Consider the following 18,364-nt stretch of genomic DNA (forward strand, 5'->3'; position numbering starts at 1 on the left):
GTATAAGTTCTATTGACGTATGGCTGACTGCCGATAATAGCTATCGTTGTCGACGTCCCATAACGTCATATGATTACCCCAAACACATCCAGTGTCCAATCCGATCGTCCTTGGGTGCGATGTTTCACCCATTAACGCAGCCCAGTGACCGAAAGCCACACGATGATTACCCCGGAAAAAATCGAACCACGGTCGTAAGTCGTTATTGTTAACGTCGTTAGGGTGTGTTTTTACAGAAAAATCCAATTCTCCGTTAATCGAGCAATAGCGCATTCTTGTAAATGCATTAACTATAAAACGGTATCGGTCAAAGCCGCTAAGACTTGAGTCCCATTTTTGCGGCTCGTTACCAAACATTGCCTCGATAAATGTACTGAAGTCCTCACTTTTAAGGATTTGTTCTACCTCAGTTGCATGCGTGCAGGCTTCCATATCGGTCCACCAGGGATAAAGACCGGCATGGCTAATAAACAAGTCATGTTCCCGGTTAAGGTGACATAACGGCTGATGGCGCAGCCAATCAATCCAATCCAGCTTGCGTATGGAAGCGACAACTGCATCAAGCTTGTCTTTCGGATTAACCTTGCGTTGGCCAAGTAATACACCAATAAGATTTAAATCATGATTACCCAACACGGAGCGCACTGAGCCAGTAGGCGCATCAGCGAAAAACCTTAACGCCTCAAGCGAGTCAGGACCCCGCGCGACAATATCGCCGACACACCAAAGCTGATCGTGTGAGAATGAAAACCCCACCCGATCCAGCAGTTGCATCAGCTCGCGGTTACAGCCTTGAATGTCGCCAACGACGTATAAACTCATGATTAGTGGATAATATTTGGAATTGCCAACCTAAACGATGGAATTTCTACCTTAAAATGGCAGCCATCGGCATCGACCATCAAATAATGACCCTGCATGGTTCCTATTGGTGTGGCTAATACGGTACCGCTGGTGTAACTGAAGGATTCTTCAGGTTTGATCAATGGCTTTTGTCCGACAACGCCTTCGCCCGCAACGCGAGTTACTTTATTATCGGCGTCAACAATGCGCCACTCTCGACTCAACAGTTGCACACTGCTATTGGCATTATTGGCGATAATAATGGTGTAGGAAAAAACATACTGCCCATTTTCCGGAACCGATTGTGCGGCCAGGTATTGTGTAGTGACTGTAATGTCAACTTTGCTGGTTTCACTCATGGGGATTTTTCTGATCGGTTAAATAGTTAGCCATAGCACAATAATCTGCCACACTCAGCGTTTCGGGTCGAGCGCCCGGATCAATACCTAACTGATTAAGTTGCGCTTCGTTTAATAAACCTTTTAGGTTATTGCGAATCGTTTTCCTGCGCTGATTGAATGCTTGCAGACAAAGAGCATGCAGTTGTTGCCTGTCTTTGACAGGCGTTGGGCTTTCGCTGTAAGGCTCAAGTCGTACTACAGCTGATTCCACCTTAGGCGGAGGGTTAAAGGCTCCCGGGGGAACATTAACAACCGCGGTGACGCGGCAGGCTTGCTGCACGGCAACGCTGATACGCCCATAGGTTTTAGAGCCGGGTTCGGCGGCCAGGCGGTCGACGACTTCTTTTTGCAGCATAAAGTGCATGTCTTTGATGCGGTCAGTATATTGCAACAAGTGAAAAATTAGTGGCGTAGAAATATTGTATGGCAGGTTGCCGAATACCCGCATTGGCTGTTCCGGGTTTACAAACTCGTTAAAGTCAATTTTCATCGCGTCGCCACGCGTCACGGTTAGTTTTTCCCGCAAAAAAGGATGCGACTCAAGTCTGTCTGCCAGATCGCGGTCAATCTCAATAACGTTAAGGTGATCAGTGCGGTCCGCTACGGGCTCGGTTAATGCGGCTAATCCCGGGCCAATTTCTACAAGGTTTTCGCCATGTTGTGGATTAATCACATCGACGATTTGTTCGATGATGTTCTGGTCATGCAAAAAATTCTGACCGAAGCGCTTACGGGCACGATGACCCAGGTGCGTTTTACTCATTGTGTGATGCTCTTACCATATCGATAGCGGTATTGATTGCTAATAGACAACTGCCGGAATTAATATCGCCGGAGCCAGCCATGTCCAGTGCCGTGCCATGATCCACCGAGGTTCGAATAAAGGGTAGTCCAAGGGTAATATTAACGGCGTTGCCGAAGCCTTTGTATTTTAGTACAGGTAGTCCCTGGTCGTGATACATAGCAACGACAGCTGCAGCATCGTCCAGATATTTGGGCTGAAATAAGGTGTCAGCCGGTAATGGCCCAATCAAGTTAATGCCTTGTTCACGTAGCTGCTCGAGTACCGGCTCGATAACTTCAATTTCTTCACGCCCCAGATGACCGTTTTCACCCGCATGTGGGTTTAGGCCACAGACAAGAATTTTGGGGTTAACTTCAGCAAACTTATTGACCAGGTCATGATGCAGAATGGTTATAATCTGCGTTAGTCGTTCTGGTGTTATCGCTTTGGTCACATAAGCTAGCGGAATATGTGTCGTTACCAGCGCTACACGAAGGCCTTCGGTCGCTAGCATCATCACTACATCATTGCGGTTAGCCTGATTAGCGAAAAACTCTGTGTGGCCTGAAAAAGCGATGCCGGCATCGTTAATGATACCTTTATGTACCGGGCCTGTTACCACCGCATCAAATTCGCCACTCAGATTGCCCTGGCTTGCCCGGGTTAGCGTTTCTACCACATATTGCCCATTGGCTACATTCAGTTGGCCCGCAACCGCCGCTACTGCCGTCGGAATGTGCTCAACCAAGATCGTGCCAGCCGGACTAGGAGTTGTTGGCCTATGCCCTTTATATTCCTGGATAGTGATGGGCAGCTCTAGCTGCTCGGCACGGGCTTGTAACAAGTTTTTATCCGCACAAACGACAATCGCAGCAGGCCATGCCTGCTGCGATATCATGATGGCTAGGTCAGGACCTATGCCGGCGGGCTCGCCGGGCGTGAATACTATAACGGGTAACATCTATTCACGCGTCTACTGAACCACTTTACGGACATAGGCGCGGTCACGGATTTCCTGTTGCCAGTTATCCAGTTCCTCGCGATATTTACGTGCAAAAATCATCTGATAGGCACGGTCCTGTTTGCTTTCTTCGGTTGCATCCAGGGTACGGCGATCAGTGACTTCGACGATGTGCCAGCCAAACTGGGTTTGGAACGGCTCACTAATTATGCCCTGTTCAATAGTCTCTACCATTTGCTTAAACTCTGGCGCATAGCGGTCTGGCCGAGACCAGCCTAAATCGCCACCGCGAGAGGCTGAACCAGGGTCGGCTGAATTTTCCCGGGCTAGCTCTGCAAAGGTCTTTTCGCCTTGCTGCACTTGTTCACGGAATTTAGTTAACATTTCTTTGGCGCGCTTGTCCGACAAAATGACTGACGGCTTGATAAGTATATGGCGAGCTTTAACTTCCTGAACTTCGACTTTTTGTTCGCCACGTTTATCTGCGACTTTAAGGATGTGGAAGCCTACACCGCTGCGCAAAGGTCCTACAACTTCGCCAACTTCTTTACCTTGAACAACGTCCGCGAACAGCGTTGGCATGGTGTTTTCTGTCATCCAGCCTAAATCACCGCCATCAAGGGCGTTACTGCCTGATGACGAGCGAATGGCTAAGTCGGCAAAGTCCTGGCCTTCTTCCAGTAACTCCAAAACTGCTTCAGCACGTCGTTTGGCTGTTTCTTGTTCTTGTTGTGACGCATCTGATGGACTGGCAATCAATATTTGGCTTAAGCGATATTCAGTGCGCGTCTCGCTATTTGACTCGATTAACTCGACCAGGTTGTTAATTTCCTGCGGCGTTATGCTAACCCGACGCTGAACCGCTGCACGTTCTACCTGTGAGGTAATAAGTTCATTTCGAATTTGCTCACGAAATGTTGGCCAGCTAATACCATCGCCAGTGACTTGTGCACGTAATTGATCAACGCTTAATTCTCGTTCTTGCGCGACACGGGTAATTGCTTGTTCAAGTTGAGATTCACCAATTTCTACACCCATACGCTCGGCCATCTGCAATTGGAGTTCCTGCAAAATCAGCCGCTCGGTTACTTGGGTTTCTAATACTTGCTCAGTGGGTGCATTTGCATCTTCAAAATTATTGCCACTTTTGACTTGCTGGATCATCTGGTCAATTTGGCTTTGTAAGATAACACCTTCATCGACGATGACTGCCACACGGTCAAGCGTCTGCTGTGCGTGGGCTGGCGCCGTGGTGATAACGCTAAGCGCTACGCTTGATATCGCCAAGACGAGAGTCAACAAATATTTCATTATACCTACCACTAGTTACTAAGATAAAAAGGCCGACGATAACCATAAATACTCTTTTCGAGCATATCAATTAAGCTATTGCTATCGGACGAAAGCCCGCTGATGATAAATTGCAAACTGACGCCGTTATCAAATTGTGCCGGGTTGCCTGCCGCCTGCATAGCAAATGCTGAGCTTGCGGATTCTAAATCGCGATTTATGCGGCGGTATGCTGACACACGTAGCGCCCAACAACAACTACTGTATTGTACCCCGAGTATAGCGTCATTGACGCGATCATTACTCAGGTCGTAATACACATTAGCAGCAACCTGCCACTGATTACTCAGCTGCCAGACTGCCTGGGTTCCCATCTGCTCAATGTCAGAATTAAGAATGTTAGTTGCTTTGCGATGGTTTATTTGCACCAAATTTTTATTATCGAGCCGATACTCTAAAGCGGTCTGACTCTTACGCGTACGGTTAAGTTCCGTATCGTACTGTATTGAGCTACGCAGGCTCCAGCTAGAATCTATAGCCCAGTTAATATCACCGACCCATTCAGAGTTACTGGAGGTAACCTGAGACTGGCTATCTAAGAGTTGTGTTCGGCTGTCATCAAAATAATAAATTTGGCCCAGGCTCAGGCGCAGGCGCTCACGTTCATTCTGATCAAACAAGCTACTACTGACGCCATAGGTAACTTGGTTAGCTTCTGCAATTCGGTCCAGTCCCGAAAAACGCTGTGCCCGGAACAGGCCGTTGTAGTCATCCTGCATCAGCGTGGTATCGTAGATGCCGATATTTTGTTGGTTTTCGTATGGTACAAAAAGGTATTGAATCTGAGGCTCCAATGTCTGGCGGTACTCATTACCATCCTGACTAAAATAGCGCTCTAAATTTAGGCGTCCTCTAAGCCGGGCACGAGGGAGAGCACGAGTGACTTCATCCTCCAAAGCCGGGTTATCATTTTGTTGACGATAATGAGTTACCAGGTAACTGACTTCCGCTTCAGCATCAAAGGCGGGTTCTTCGAACCAGTAATTCAGAGACGGAGCAGAGTGAATTCGCGTCGCATAATTGCGCGTGCGAACTTGATTCTGGAAATAGGTCAGTTCGTTGTACCAGTCCAGGCTCAGACCCTCTAACTGATTACTTTGATAATTCAGGCTGAGTTGGGGCAACGTTCGGTAGGGGCTGCGAAACTGACCCAACAGTTCGTAATCTTCAGTGCGCATTCGCAGGTGCCAGTTACGCTCCACATAATCCAGCTGTGCAACTCTATATAAATGAGTGTCGGCACGCCCGGCAAACTCACTACCAAAGTCATTCAGGTAGTTATCGTCGCTTATCTGGGTGACATCCAGATAGGCGCTCCAATGTTCATTAAAGCGCGCGTTATGATTCACATGCCATAAATACCGATCGGCATTATCAACGCGAGCATCATCACTGGGTAGATAATTAACGTTAACCTGCCCGGCGTGATCGGCAAACAAATATCTATACTCAGTTTTTAACATCACACCCCGCTCACTCATGAGCACTGGTGCAACGGTCGCGTCCATGTTGGGTGCGATATTAAAATAGTATGGAGCTTCCAGCTCAACACCGTTTAGTGATGACGAGTCAATGGTGGGGTATAAAAAGCCCGACTTACGATTCTCGGTAACAGGAAAAGTAAAATAAGGCAGATAAAATACAGGGACGTCAAAAAGTTCGAGCTTCGCCCCCCAGGCACGGCCAAAATCACTTTCTTCATCAATCTCAATTCTTTCTGCAGTAAGCTGCCAGGCTGGGTTATCTGCCGGGCACGTGGTAAAGCTGGAACCTAACAAATTAACGTGTTGGGGAGATATCTCTAATTGCTCTGCCTGACCCCGTGCATTGGTGGTCGACATCTCATACTGGGTCTGCCGTAATTTTGCGACTTCGGTACCGCCATCAAAATTGAAGGATTCACCATAGACGTTGATATAGCCGTCAGTGAAGCGAACACCACCTGTTGCATCAATCACGCTCTGTTGTTGATTGATTTGCGCACTCTCGGTAAACAGCCATTGATTATTGCGGCGAATAATAACGTCACCGCCAAAGTTCGCGCGTTCGTTATCAAAAATTTCCGCATCGTTTGCCGATACTTTAATGACGTCTTGTGCTAGTGGTTCTGCTGACTGTATTGCTTTAAAGTCAAAAGCTACCGTTGTTGAAGGACATAGCGGTGCAGGCTCTTGCGCGGCAACTTCTGTGACAAAGGCCGATGGTAGCAAGCAAAAACTAAGCGCAGCGATAGACGAGAATTTATTGCAAACAGGCAAAGGTGGATCCGTTTAATTATTGTAAGGCGTTAATATTTGTCTTGTTCGGGTGCTATGATATAGCAATTTTTTAGATTCCGCCATTTGCGCAAACGCAGATTATGCATATAAGGTGGACACTCGCGTGACATAAGGGGGAGTGCTTGGAAGATAAACGACAACGTAGCCTTAAAGCTTGGTGTGAGGCTCAAACTGGTACCGCACAACCCGCCCTGGAGGTGGTTTCTGGCGATGCAAGTTTTCGACGATACTTTCGTGCTACCGATGGTCGGCAGAGTCTAATTGCGGTGGATTGCCCGCCGGATAAAGAGGATATGACGCCTTTTATCGCGGTGGCAGACGCCTATCAGCAAGCGGGCGTGAAAGTCCCCTCGGTATTGGCTGTGGACCAGCAGCACGGGTTTATGCTGCAAGCTGACTTCGGGCAAATTTTATTGCTATCTAAACTTCATCCGCGCAATGCCCGCCAGTATTACCAACAAGCACTGCAGATCCTGCCGCGTATTATGCAGGTAACAACGACTCAAACAGGGCAACTGCCATTATATGATCACGCATTGCTCAAGCGTGAACTTGAACTATTTAAAGAGTGGTTGTTAAAGACTCATTTATCGCTGTCCTGGAACGCCGACGATGAAGCCGTTTGGTCAGCTTTTAGTGACACTATGATCGACAATGCGCTGAACCAGCCTCAAGTTGGCGTTCATCGCGACTATCATTCGCGCAATATCATGGTTCTGGCTGATGACGAACTGGGTATTATTGATTTTCAGGATGCCGTGAAGGGTCCGATAACCTACGATGCAGTTTCGCTACTGCGTGATTGTTATATCGAATGGCCGACAGCAATGATTGACGAGTTGTCGTTGAATCTGCGCGAGGAATTAATAGCACAAGACTTGTTGGCAGCCAGTATTGACGAGCAACAGTGGCAAACATGGTTTGATTATATGGGGCTTCAGCGTCACACCAAAGCAGCCGGTATTTTTGCTCGCTTAGCGCATCGTGATGACAAGCCTGGTTATCTGCAGGATGTCCCGCGTACGCTTGGTTATCTAAAGTCGGTTGCCAGCCGCTACGCGGAGCTATCTGATTATACCCAGTGGTTATCAGAGCGTGTCATTGAGCAGTGGGAGCTTAAGTAGTGAAGGCTATGGTACTGGCAGCCGGGCGCGGAGAGCGGATGCGTCCATTGACGGATGAATTACCCAAGCCGTTATTATCGGTCAACGATAAACCCTTGATTGCATACCATTTAGAAAAACTTGCAGCCGCGGGTGTCACTGATGTGGTTATCAATCATGCGTGGTTGGGTGAAAAAATCGAGCGCATGTTGGGTGACGGCAGTCAGTGGGGGGTGTCGATTACGTACTCTCCGGAGCCTGAGGGAGGGTTAGAAACCGCGGGTGGCATTATTAAGGCTTTGCCGGCGCTGGGTAGCGAACCATTTTGGGTTATAAACGGTGACGTTTGGACTACCATCGATTTTAACCGGCTGCCGCGCCATTTAGGCCGCGATGATATGGCACACCTGATACTGGTGGATAACCCAGCGCATAATAAAGCGGGTGACTTCGGTATAGAAAACGGACGGTTGCGGGCAAAGTCGGCAGACAATGGCAGTTACACCTATGCCGGCATTGGCTTATTCAGGCCACAATGGTTTAGTGGCCTGCCGGCGGAAAAGCTAGCCTTGCGGCCGCTGTTTGAGCAAGCGATAGCAACGGATAGTTTGGCCGGCACGTTATTAACAGATTGTGACTGGTTTGATATTGGCACGCCACAACGACTGGCCGCATTAGACAGTAAATTAAGAGGTGCAAATGATTTGGGGTAAAGTCATCGGTGCATTAGCCGGCTATCTGTTTTTACGATTGCCTGGAGCTATTATTGGTGCCGTAATCGGTCACTGGTTTGATCGCGGTATGGCGCAAGACTTCACTCGCAAGGGCGGTTTTGGTCAGTTTATGTTTGGTGCGGATAAAGCCGCCGAAGACGCAAATTTTCTTTATACGCTATTTGCGGTAATGGGCCATGTCGCCAAAGCAAAAGGACGGGTGACAGCTCAGGATATTGCGCAAGCGAGCGCGCTGATGGAGCGTTTACGTTTAAGTGATGACGCGCGCGTTGAAGCACAGCAAGCATTTCGAGAAGGCAAAGAAGCTACCTTTCCTTTGCAGCAGGTGGTAAAAGACTTTAAGCAGGCGTTTTACGGCAACCGCGACGTGTTGCAGCTGTTTATGGAGCAACTCATGGCACTGGCACTGAATGACGGCGTGTTGGATAAAGCAGAACATGACGTGTTAGTGACCGTTGGTAAAACACTTGGTTTTACCCGTTTTCAAATAGACCAGTGGCTGATGATGCAAAAAGCCGCTTTTCGTTTTCATCAACGGCATCAGCAACAGGGCCACAGTGGTGGTCGTGCTAAGACAGCAAGTGCTGATGACATAAAGGATGCATACGAAATACTGGGGGTTAAAGAGAGCCAGTCTGATGCCGAAATCAAAAAGGCTTATCGCAAATTAATGGCACGCCATCACCCGGATAAATTGGCGTCTAAAGGATTACCAGAAGAGGTGATGAAAGAAGCACAGGCGCGGGCACAGGATATACAGGCTGCTTACGATACAATCAAGCAGAAACGCGGGATGCGCTAAAATCCGTGATATTTCAACCAGCCTTTGAGTGTACTGCGTAGTTCGGCGGTAGCAAGCGTGGAGTTACTTAATAACTGTCGTTGCCGATAGTTTACTTGCTGATATTTTTGGCTGTACTGGCGACGTAACGGTTGTGCGTTTTTAATCCAGCGATTGCCACTATTACTGATAATATCAAGCACCGGTAATTGCAGTTGGGCCAGCTGACGGGATACGGCCTGATTCAGTTGCAGTTGTGGCAAATATAAGTCGATCACCACCAGTGCGTCAGGCATCAACTCTGGTTCAGCTGAAATGAGCTTGACGGCTATAGCGGCAGTTATTCCCTCTACTACCCATACGGTAAAGCCCGGTTCATTATCAAACTCTCTTGTCAGGCGCTGAACACGCTGCTTGAGCGCCTCGCGGTGCGGCTCAAAAAACGCCTCGTCAACAACCTCAGGAAATACTGAATTAGCTTGCGTAGTGGCTAATTGCGATCGTTCAATCGTTAACACCGGCGGCACTAAAGCCCAGCTGTGCCAGCCCAAATCGGGGCTATCAGCGTAGACACCCTGAATAAGGTTTGATTGCAATGGGTGCAGGTGCCAATCGGGCAGGCTGACAATTTGTCCGCGTGGGAAACTGGCCATCGGCTCTTTGTAAAGTGCCAGGTAGCGGGTGTTGCTATCAGCATCGTTGCCCGAACCAGCATCAGCGTTTAGCCAACGCACTTGGTCGGGCGGTAAATAGCGCTGCAAATCGTCGTTAGCGTGACCGGTCAGACTAACGAGAGCAACTGCAACGAAGGTAATTATAAGCGGTATTTTCATGCCTTAATTATCGGCACTAAACGATGGGACTTGAGCGATGTTGTTGGTTAAAACGGCGTCGGGCTGATAAACCGAATCAATTGCTCAGTTTGCGGGTGTGCTACTCGAAGCTCATGTGCGTGCAGTAACAGACGGGATGCGAGAGCAAATGCCTGGGGGCAAGCATAAAATTTATCGCCCAGAATGGGTGTTGCCAGCGCTTGCATATGAACGCGTAACTGATGTGAACGACCGGTGACAGGAGTTAGTTCAACACGCGAACAATCGTCCTTGTGCTCAATAACTCGATAGCCTGTTTGACTGGCGCGCCCGTTAACATAGTCAATTTGCTGGCGAGGGCGATTGGGCCAGTCACAAGCTAGCGGTAGATCAATAAACCCGCGTTTTGCAGGTAGTTTACCCTGTACCAGAGCATGGTAGACCTTGTGCGTAGTGCGTTGTTGAAATTGGCGGCTTAAATGACTTTGTGCCGGCTTACCAATAGCAAACAACATGATACCCGACGTCGCCATATCGAGTCTGTGTACGAGCTTTGCTTCGGGGAGTACGCGTACCACACGACTGTAGACCGAATCATTATGTTCCGGGGCGCGACCCGGAACACTAAGCAGCCCGCTGGGTTTATCAATGACCAGTAGCTGCTCGTCACGATAAAGAATCCGCAGATAGGGAGTCTGCGGAGGATCATAGTTAAGCAGCGCCAAAATAGTCGTCCATTAAGGCTGATTGAACAAAATACGGATAGAAAATAACGACAGACTGGCTTGCTGCATGACCTCGAGTAACGCGTTACTGCGCTGCTCTATAGCATCAATTTCGTCCTGGCGCACGGCCGGATTGTGCTGTTGTAGTTCGATTAACCGTTGTTTTTGCCCGGCCAATTGCTGACGCGCTTCTTCACTGGCTTCGGTGATACGCTGGTTGCGCCATGCATCTGCATGCGGTTGTTGCTGCTGAATAAAGCCCTGCGCCGTATCGCGTAATTGTTTTACAATTTGGCGGGCTGTTTTCTTGTCGATAAAAGTAGCCTGTTGGGTTAGCGCATCGCGAGGCACTTTGTCGGTAAGATTTCGGCCCTGGCTATCCAATAAAATACGTAGCCGTTGTTGGGGGTAATATTCCTGCACCCCTAATTTACGTGGGGCCGTAACTTCGCTGACATAGTCAAGCTCTACAAACCAAGCACCCGCAGGCAAGGCGGCGTTCTGTAGCTTGGCTACACAGACACTACCAAAATCTTCTGTTGTTAGTAGCTCGATAGCCGCCTGCACGTGGGGGTGGTCCCAGCTAAGGAATTCGATGTCCTCGTAGTTTAGTGCGGTATCACGATCAACCGTAATGGTCATGCCGTCTTCCCGCAACCCGGGAATTGCCGGCACCCGCATGTGCTCGCTGGGACGAACAAATAACCGATGTTCATCAAGCACTTCGGTGGTTACGCCAAAACGATCCCAGAATGCTTCCATAAAGTCGTACAGGCTGTCGGGATCTGCTTGCTGTTCTATGCTGGTAATCAGTTGTTGCGCAATAGCGGGGCGACAGGCATTCAATTCCTGTAACTTGTCCCGGCCGGCTTCTGCATCGGCGGTAAGTTGTTGATGACGCTGTTTCGTTTGCTGCAATAACTCGTCAGGCAGCTCCGCCGCGGTCGTCATCGCTTTCGATAATTGCTCTTTAAACTCGTCGTAAACCTGTCGACCAACTGGGTTGCACTGCTCAAACGCATTCATTCCCTGGTGATACCAAGGTAACAATAAGGCCTCGTCTGATTCCTCCAGATAAGGCACGTGAATGTGAATATCGTCTTTTTGACCGATGCGATCCAAACGGCCGATGCGCTGCTCAAGTAAGTCGGGATTTGCAGGCAGATCGAATAAAACCAGATCCTGGACAAACTGGAAGTTGCGCCCCTCACTGCCGATCTCAGAGCAAAGCAATATCGGGCTTCCGTCTTCGGCTGAGGCAAAGAATTCTGCGGCGCGGTCGCGTTCCAACAACGACATACCTTCATGAAAAACTGCAGCATGAATACCGGCCAATACCCGCAACGCTTCTGATAAATCGAGCACGTCATCAGCATGGTGACAGATCAGCAGTGTCTTTTTAGGTTTTTGGCTTTTTAAGAATTCTAATAGCCAACTCACTCGGGGATCTTCCAACCACCACGGCTCGCCGCTTTCCGGTGTGTAAGCGGGCAGTTGATGAACATGCAGATGTCGGGTTGGAAAACCGCCAACGTGTTTGCGACGATTTCGGAACATGACCCGGCCGGTACTATGACGATCTAACAATCGATCCAGTTGGTCGCCTGATAATTTTTCAGCTTCGCTGGCCAGCTGTTGATAGTGACGTTGCTGCTCGGTAAAGGATTCCAGCGAATCAAAGCGGTTGGGGTCTAGTAGCCGTAGACGATGGAAGTGGCCTTCACTACCTTCTTGCTCAGGGGTGGCAGTTAGTAATAATACATCATTGATGGTTTCAGATAAGCGCTGAAGTTGTTCATAACCTTGAGTTTCTGGTTGCATATGATGCGCTTCGTCAACAACGAGCAGGTCAAATTCGGCACTGAGCAAGGCCTCTTGCCAACGTTGCTGAATAACAAAGTCAGTGCTGACGATAATAAGCTGCTCAGCAAAAAAAGGATTGTCGTGCTCATCCTGAAGCTGTTCACAGCGCTCATCATCAAACACACTAAAAGTCAGCGCGAAGCGGCGGCGCATTTCTACCAGCCATTGATTTCTTAATGACTCCGGAACCACCACTAGTACGCGTTGATCGCGACCCGTTAGCAACCGCCGTTGCATAATCATGCCGGCCTCAATGGTTTTACCCAAGCCAACTTCGTCAGCAAGAAGTACCCGTGGGTGATAACGTTCGGCGACGGTATGGGCTACATAAAGTTGATGTGGCAACAGCCCGACACGTGCGCCAAACAGACCGGCAACCTCACTTTGCTGCCATTTGGCGTAATATTCACTGGCCTGGTTACGCAGTAAATACAAATCGTGGCGATCGGCGTTACCCGCGACTAAGCGTGTCAACGCCGGGTTTATAGCTATATGATGAGACAGTTGGGACTCGGGTACCATTACCTCGCTACCATCGTCCAGACGCTCGCCAAAATAAATTAGCAGGCCGCCCTGCTCTTTGACTTCAGTGATAGTGAAGGACCAGTCCTCAGCATGGTGTGCTTGCTGGCCTTCGCTTAACTGCAGTCGGGCCAGAGGCGCGTCATTACTCGCATAGATGCGGCTTTCACCATTGCTGGGGAACATCACGGTTATCTGGCGACCATCAATTTGTGTAATGATGCCCAATCCCAGGTTTGTTTCTGTTTCGCTTAACCACCGTTGTCCCAGACTATAATCGCTCACTCTTCATCCTTACTGCTGACCCGTTAGAAGGTCGCAAATGGTAAAGGCCACGCGCTAAAAAAACAATCATGTCATCACGCTGTCATCAAATTTAGTCTAAGCTGTAAAAAAACGATAACGATAATAACTGACGCTAACAAGGTGACGTGATGAGCCCAAAATCCATGCCTGATAACACTCTTAAGTCGTTTGTCCTCGATACCAACATCCTTTTGCATGATCCGCTCGCATTTTTAAACTTCGACGAACATAACGTGATTATTCCTATGGTCGTGCTGGAAGAACTCGACAATATCAAAGACCGCCACAAAGACGTTAGCCGCGAAGCTCGAGTCGCTATTCGTTCATTAGAGGAGGTTTTAAAAGAGGCAAGCCCGGAACAAATAATAGCCGGAGTGCCCTTAACTCGAGTACACGGTGATCATCAGGCCAATGGCACCCTGGCTATTTTTCCGGATTATCAACTGGAGCAAAATGAATCGGTGCTGTCGCTAAAAGAAAATGACCATCGCATTATTCAGGCCGCACTCGAAATTCAGCGCACTCAGTCGCCCGCGGACGTGATCCTGGTCACGAAAGACATCAATATGCGCCTAAAAGCAAAGGGTGCAGGCATGCGCTATGTCGAAGATTATCGTACCGATCAGCTGATTGACGATATTCGTTTGCTAACCAAGGGCTTTTACGAATTTGAAGGTGATTTTTGGGCGCAGGTAAAGGATGTTTCTACCCAACAGGAGGGGCGTGATGCCTATCACACGGTGTCACGGAGTGTGTTGCCGCAGGTCTTTCATAACGAGTACATTGTTGATGACACGCACACCTTTGCCAGCCGAGTCGATAGCTACGACGACGTCAGTGTGACGCTGCAGGATCTGGGTTACGACCGCATGATGGCTTATAATGCATGGGGCGTAAGACCTAAAAATATTTATCAGGCGATGGCGCTGCATGCGTTGCTTGATACGCATATGGATATGGTGGTATTAACCGGTCCGGCGGGTTCAGGTAAAACCTTGTTAGCCTTATCGGCCGCGTTAGAGATGGTGGTGGAGCAAGGGATATACGAGAAGATTATCGTAACGCGAAACACCCCTGAAATAGCAGAATCGATTGGTTTCCTGCCGGGTACTGAAGAGGAAAAAATGGCGCCCTGGCTGTCCGCGATTACTGACTCGCTGGAAGTATTGCACCGCCATGACGAAAGTATGGACTCCAGCCTGAATTACATCATGAAAAAGGCTAATATTCAGTTTAAATCGCTCAACTTTATGCGCGGGCGCAGCATCCAGAATGCGGTGGTAATTCTGGATGAAGCGCAGAACCTGACCGCATCTCAACTTAAAACTCTGATTACCCGTTGTGGTGAAAATACCAAGCTAGTGGTGTCCGGTAATTTAGCGCAGATCGATAGCTATTACTTAACTGCCGTTACCTCTGGTTTAACCTACATCGTGGAGCGATTTAAAGACTACCCCGGTAGTGCCACGATTAACCTCAATGGTGTTGTCAGGAGTGCTTTGGCAAAATTCGCCGAGGAACATTTATAAGTTAGTTTATCGCAGCAGTGCGGTACTGACCGTTGTCGATATAAAACTGACTTTGCGATGCAATTTGGCCGGCCGGCATCTGTGCTGGCCCTGCCACTTCAACTAATACCATTTTCGTTCCCTCAACAGTGATAATACTGTCATCAGGCTGTGGTGCCATTGCGATGGCGAACAGTGCATGGCCGGGCAAGTAGACGATGGCCATTTTTGCCGACGGAATAATAGGTCGCAGCAACGATGACATTAAACTGGCTTTGCTATCACAGTCGCCCTGATTGTAAAAAATCACTTGGTTGGGAGGAAGAAAGCCATCGCCGCGGTTATGGATACCATCGTCGAGCGCATTGTAAGGAATGGCCTGTATAAACTGTGCGATAAAGTCGGTATAGCCGCGCCGACTGTTGTCTCTTAAAGTCTCGCCAATAGCATTAACCAGTGGATTAAACAGCGGCTCTTGTTGGCGTGCGATAGCGACGGCATCAGGAATAATACCTTGTTCCCCCGAGGGCAGGGTTAGGTGGCGGTAGTAATTGCTTTGTAAGTAATCTTGCCAACGCTGTCGGTAATATTGGCGAAGGCGTTCTGCTTGTTGTCGATAGCGCTGTTGCTGTTGGCTATCGCGAGCTTCGCGAACGTTAATGCTTAATTGTTGCTCTCGTGGTGCTAGACTAACTTCCACACCGCGCCAGTTTTGTTGCCGAATGTAGCGATTAAGCTGTTGAAATAATTCGCGGTTTGCGCGCTTTTTGTTGTAGTTTCTGAAACGCTTAAACGGAGCCAGGAACTCTGTCTGATTAACTTCAAACTGGAGCGTTCTGGGTTGGCTGTTAGAGGGTTGCCAGGTATATGAAAAGTTTGTGTCGTCGCTGTCAGGGAGTTGGCTACGTTCAAAGACGAGCTGTTGGGCCTTGGCACTGACCGCAACGAGGCAGAAAACAACAAACAGCGCTGTGGCCAATCCGTTAAACATTAAGCAGGACTGGCCAAAACGCATCGTGATTAGAACTTCATTTCGGTAATGGGGCTTTCTTCAAACTTCAAATCGATTTGATATTCTACGCCACCGGCACGGACAAAGAAGTAAGTCTTATCGCGTTTGAACAATTCTTGTAGCGAGACGATCTTAACGCCGGGGCGACGCTCCTGACCCCAGTCAGACATCTCCACGCCGGAGCGTGTTACTAAGATATTTTTGTACCGCTCATTGGTAACGAGTAACAGTTTTTTGTTCTCGTCTTTCAGCATGATGGTATTGCCCGTTAAGGTGTAAGGTTCTTCATTACCAAACACGAGGTTACTCCTTCCAAAAGTTATAGGCGATACTATAACGAAATATTAAAGATTAACCAACATGACGTCAATTAGACACCAGTCGTATTAGTCATTAAGTTGATTTAGGTAGTCCTCAACGATCAATAGTGCGGCGGTACTGTCGACTTTTCCCTTGTCCAAATTGCGAAAGCCGCCACGATCGAACAGTTGCTCTCGTGCCGCTGTCGAGGTTAGTCGTTCGTCCTGAAACTTTACAGGTAAACCAAAGCGCCCGTGTAATCGGTTGCCAAATTTACGTGCGCGGGCTGTTAATGGCTGCTCTGACCCATCCATGTTCAGCGGCAATCCCACCACTAACTGTTGTGGCTGCCACTCCTTAAGCAGTTTTTCTATAACAGTCCAGTCCGGAATGCCTTCTTTGGCTTTTATTGCGGTAAGTACCGAAGCCGTGCCAGTCACGGTTTGACCCACCGCGATGCCAATACTTTTGGTGCCAAAGTCGAAACCCAGCAAGGTCATGCGTGGCCTACGTCCGGTCCAAGTTGCCAGACATCGAAACCGAGTTTTTCAGTGGCTTTTTGCCAGCGGTCTTTTACCGGCGTGTTAAAAATAATATCGGGGTCGGCAGGGATAGAAAGCCAGGCGTTTTCTGCCAGTTCTTTTTCCAATTGGCCGGCCTCCCAACCTGCGTATCCCAGTGTCAGGAGAAATTTTAACGGCGCTGCTGATGAACCCAGTGCTTCTAAAATATCCCGCGAGGTAGTAACCATGATGTCATCACTTAACTTAAGGCTGCTGCGCCAGTTTTCCTGGGGCGGATGGATGACGAAGCCTCGCTCTTGACCTACAGGACCACCCTGATAAACCGGGCCCTGAAGAGATGCAGTTGCATCGGGATAAATAATTTCGAGCTTATCTAACAAACTATCGACATTCAGATTGGCAGGTTGATTAATAATCAGCCCCATCGCACCGTCCTCGTTATGCTCGCAGATATACGTCACGCTGCGCTTAAACAACGGGTCATCCATTGTTGGCGTAGCAATTAAAAAGTGATTCTGTAAGCTTTCCATCGGTGACTCCTTAACATTCGATAGTTTAAATATCGGTACGATGGCAATAATTTCAATGCTTATTCGCTAGTTTTTCATCGATGGCTGCAAATAGCCTGGCGGCGATGTTTATGTCATAGGCCGCTTCAATCTCGCGCATACAGGTGGGGCTGGTTACGTTTATCTCTGTGACCTTGTCTCCGATAACATCCAGCCCAACCAACATTAACCCTTTAGCTTTTAGCGTGGGTCCTATCGCCCGCGCGATTGCCCAGTCTGATTCTGACAGCGGCTGCGGGCGACCACTACCGCCTGCGGCTAAATTACCCCGTGTTTCGCCAGCCGATGGTACGCGAGCCAGGGCATAGGGCATGGGTTCACCGTCCACAATCAAAATACGCTTATCGCCGTCCTTGATGGCTGGCAGGTACTTCTGTGCCATCGCGTAACGCGTGCCTTTTTGCGTTAACGTCTCGATAATAACGCCCAGGTTAGAGCCGTCACGGCCGACTTTGAATATCGACGCTCCACCCATGCCATCAAGCGGTTTCATAATAACCTCACCATGGGTTTTATGAAATTCACGCAGCACGTCGCTGTTTGCGCTTACCAGAGTGTCAGCGATGTGTTCAGCAAACCAGCTGGTATAAAGTTTCTCGTTACAATCGCGCAAGCTTTGTGGATTATTTACGACCAGCGCACCGTCGCGTTCTGCCAGCGAAAACATATGTGTGGCATATAAAAACTCGCTGTCGAAAGGGGGATCTTTGCGCATCATAATAACGTCGAAATCACCAAGCCGGACACGCTCGTCTTCACCCAGCTGATAAAAGTCAGTAACTTGGTCAGTCACCTTAACTTTGCGGGTAACGGCATAGGGTGTGCCATTGTCGATGAGTAGGTCGCCCATCTCGACGTAATAACATTGGTAGCCCTGTGTCTGAGCCTCCAACAACAAACGAAAACTGGTATCTTTAACGGTTTTAACGTCCGCAATGGGATCCATCACCATGGCAAGCTTTCTCATTACAGTATCCTTTTAATGCA

Annotated in this window: 18 protein-coding genes; 4 read left to right on the top strand and 14 right to left on the bottom strand. The window is 48.7% G+C overall.

Annotated elements, in window-relative coordinates; translation table 11 throughout:
- Nucleotides 1-9: 9 nt before the first annotated feature.
- Genes DEU29_RS08115 through DEU29_RS08140 form a run of 6 tightly spaced genes read right to left on the bottom strand, consistent with a single transcriptional unit; the run spans nt 10 to nt 6,597 of the window.
- Nucleotides 10-822, bottom strand: a complete 813-nt coding sequence (locus DEU29_RS08115; RefSeq protein ID WP_133539862.1) for a symmetrical bis(5'-nucleosyl)-tetraphosphatase — start codon at nt 820-822, stop codon at nt 10-12.
- Between the two features lie 2 nt (nt 823-824).
- The gene (gene apaG / locus DEU29_RS08120) at nt 825-1,202 is read right to left on the bottom strand and encodes a Co2+/Mg2+ efflux protein ApaG (RefSeq protein WP_133539863.1); all 378 of its coding nucleotides are present in this window, start codon (nt 1,200-1,202) and stop codon (nt 825-827) included.
- Nucleotides 1,195-2,007, bottom strand: coding sequence for a 16S rRNA (adenine(1518)-N(6)/adenine(1519)-N(6))-dimethyltransferase RsmA (gene rsmA, locus DEU29_RS08125; RefSeq protein ID WP_133539864.1), 813 nt, complete (start codon nt 2,005-2,007; stop codon nt 1,195-1,197). The genes apaG and rsmA overlap by 8 nt, the downstream gene beginning before the upstream one ends.
- Nucleotides 2,000-2,989: a 4-hydroxythreonine-4-phosphate dehydrogenase PdxA gene (pdxA, locus tag DEU29_RS08130; protein WP_133539865.1), complete on the bottom strand. Its 990-nt coding sequence runs from the start codon at nt 2,987-2,989 to the stop codon at nt 2,000-2,002. Before pdxA ends, rsmA begins: the two co-directional genes overlap by 8 nt.
- A gap of 12 nt (nt 2,990-3,001) precedes the next feature.
- The gene (gene surA, locus DEU29_RS08135) at nt 3,002-4,300 is read right to left on the bottom strand and encodes a peptidylprolyl isomerase SurA (protein WP_133539866.1); all 1,299 of its coding nucleotides are present in this window, start codon (nt 4,298-4,300) and stop codon (nt 3,002-3,004) included.
- Nucleotides 4,301-4,311: 11 nt separating this feature from the next.
- Nucleotides 4,312-6,597, bottom strand: a complete 2,286-nt coding sequence (locus tag DEU29_RS08140; RefSeq protein WP_133539867.1) for an LPS-assembly protein LptD — start codon at nt 6,595-6,597, stop codon at nt 4,312-4,314.
- A 143-nt stretch (nt 6,598-6,740) separates the two neighbouring features.
- Here DEU29_RS08140 and DEU29_RS08145 point away from each other — a divergent pair, with 143 nt between their 5' ends.
- Genes DEU29_RS08145 through djlA form a run of 3 tightly spaced genes read left to right on the top strand, consistent with a single transcriptional unit; the run spans nt 6,741 to nt 9,257 of the window.
- On the top strand, nt 6,741-7,742 hold the full coding sequence (locus DEU29_RS08145) for an aminoglycoside phosphotransferase family protein (protein ID WP_133539868.1): 1,002 nt from the start codon (nt 6,741-6,743) through the stop codon (nt 7,740-7,742).
- Nucleotides 7,742-8,434: an N-acetylmuramate alpha-1-phosphate uridylyltransferase MurU gene (murU, locus tag DEU29_RS08150; protein ID WP_133539869.1), complete on the top strand. Its 693-nt coding sequence runs from the start codon at nt 7,742-7,744 to the stop codon at nt 8,432-8,434. Before DEU29_RS08145 ends, murU begins: the two co-directional genes overlap by 1 nt.
- Nucleotides 8,421-9,257: a co-chaperone DjlA gene (gene djlA, locus DEU29_RS08155; RefSeq protein WP_133539870.1), complete on the top strand. Its 837-nt coding sequence runs from the start codon at nt 8,421-8,423 to the stop codon at nt 9,255-9,257. The genes murU and djlA overlap by 14 nt, the downstream gene beginning before the upstream one ends.
- On the opposite strand, the gene DEU29_RS08160 is transcribed toward djlA, so the two are convergent.
- Genes DEU29_RS08160 through rapA form a run of 3 tightly spaced genes read right to left on the bottom strand, consistent with a single transcriptional unit; the run spans nt 9,254 to nt 13,443 of the window.
- Complete coding sequence (locus DEU29_RS08160; protein WP_133539871.1) at nt 9,254-10,069, bottom strand: DUF3530 family protein; 816 nt, start codon at nt 10,067-10,069, stop codon at nt 9,254-9,256. The genes djlA and DEU29_RS08160 overlap by 4 nt on opposite strands.
- A gap of 47 nt (nt 10,070-10,116) precedes the next feature.
- Nucleotides 10,117-10,773 (bottom strand): RluA family pseudouridine synthase, encoded by a 657-nt coding sequence (locus DEU29_RS08165; RefSeq protein WP_133539872.1) that lies wholly within the window; start codon nt 10,771-10,773, stop codon nt 10,117-10,119.
- Between the two features lie 12 nt (nt 10,774-10,785).
- Nucleotides 10,786-13,443, bottom strand: coding sequence for an RNA polymerase-associated protein RapA (gene rapA, locus DEU29_RS08170; RefSeq protein ID WP_133539873.1), 2,658 nt, complete (start codon nt 13,441-13,443; stop codon nt 10,786-10,788).
- Nucleotides 13,444-13,592: 149 nt separating this feature from the next.
- Here rapA and DEU29_RS08175 point away from each other — a divergent pair, with 149 nt between their 5' ends.
- A complete protein-coding gene (locus tag DEU29_RS08175) occupies nt 13,593-14,993 on the top strand; it encodes a PhoH family protein (RefSeq protein ID WP_243734518.1) in 1,401 nt (466 codons plus the stop codon).
- Between the two features lies 1 nt (nt 14,994).
- On the opposite strand, the gene DEU29_RS08180 is transcribed toward DEU29_RS08175, so the two are convergent.
- The 5 genes from DEU29_RS08180 to gshB form a co-directional block, all read right to left on the bottom strand.
- Nucleotides 14,995-15,963 carry a hypothetical protein gene (locus tag DEU29_RS08180; RefSeq protein ID WP_133539875.1) on the bottom strand — a complete coding sequence of 323 codons (969 nt, stop codon included), beginning with the start codon at nt 15,961-15,963 and terminating at the stop codon, nt 14,995-14,997.
- A gap of 29 nt (nt 15,964-15,992) precedes the next feature.
- Complete coding sequence (locus DEU29_RS08185) at nt 15,993-16,283, bottom strand: hypothetical protein (RefSeq protein ID WP_133539876.1); 291 nt, start codon at nt 16,281-16,283, stop codon at nt 15,993-15,995.
- An 87-nt stretch (nt 16,284-16,370) separates the two neighbouring features.
- Complete coding sequence (ruvX, locus tag DEU29_RS08190) at nt 16,371-16,784, bottom strand: Holliday junction resolvase RuvX (protein WP_133539877.1); 414 nt, start codon at nt 16,782-16,784, stop codon at nt 16,371-16,373.
- Nucleotides 16,781-17,338: a YqgE/AlgH family protein gene (locus DEU29_RS08195; RefSeq protein ID WP_133539878.1), complete on the bottom strand. Its 558-nt coding sequence runs from the start codon at nt 17,336-17,338 to the stop codon at nt 16,781-16,783. The genes ruvX and DEU29_RS08195 overlap by 4 nt, the downstream gene beginning before the upstream one ends.
- Before the next feature lie 52 nt (nt 17,339-17,390).
- Complete coding sequence (gshB, locus tag DEU29_RS08200) at nt 17,391-18,344, bottom strand: glutathione synthase (RefSeq protein WP_133539879.1); 954 nt, start codon at nt 18,342-18,344, stop codon at nt 17,391-17,393.
- Nucleotides 18,345-18,364: the final 20 nt, after the last annotated feature.

Source organism: Idiomarina aquatica (assembly GCF_004362895.1).
Taxonomy (GTDB): domain Bacteria; phylum Pseudomonadota; class Gammaproteobacteria; order Enterobacterales; family Alteromonadaceae; genus Idiomarina.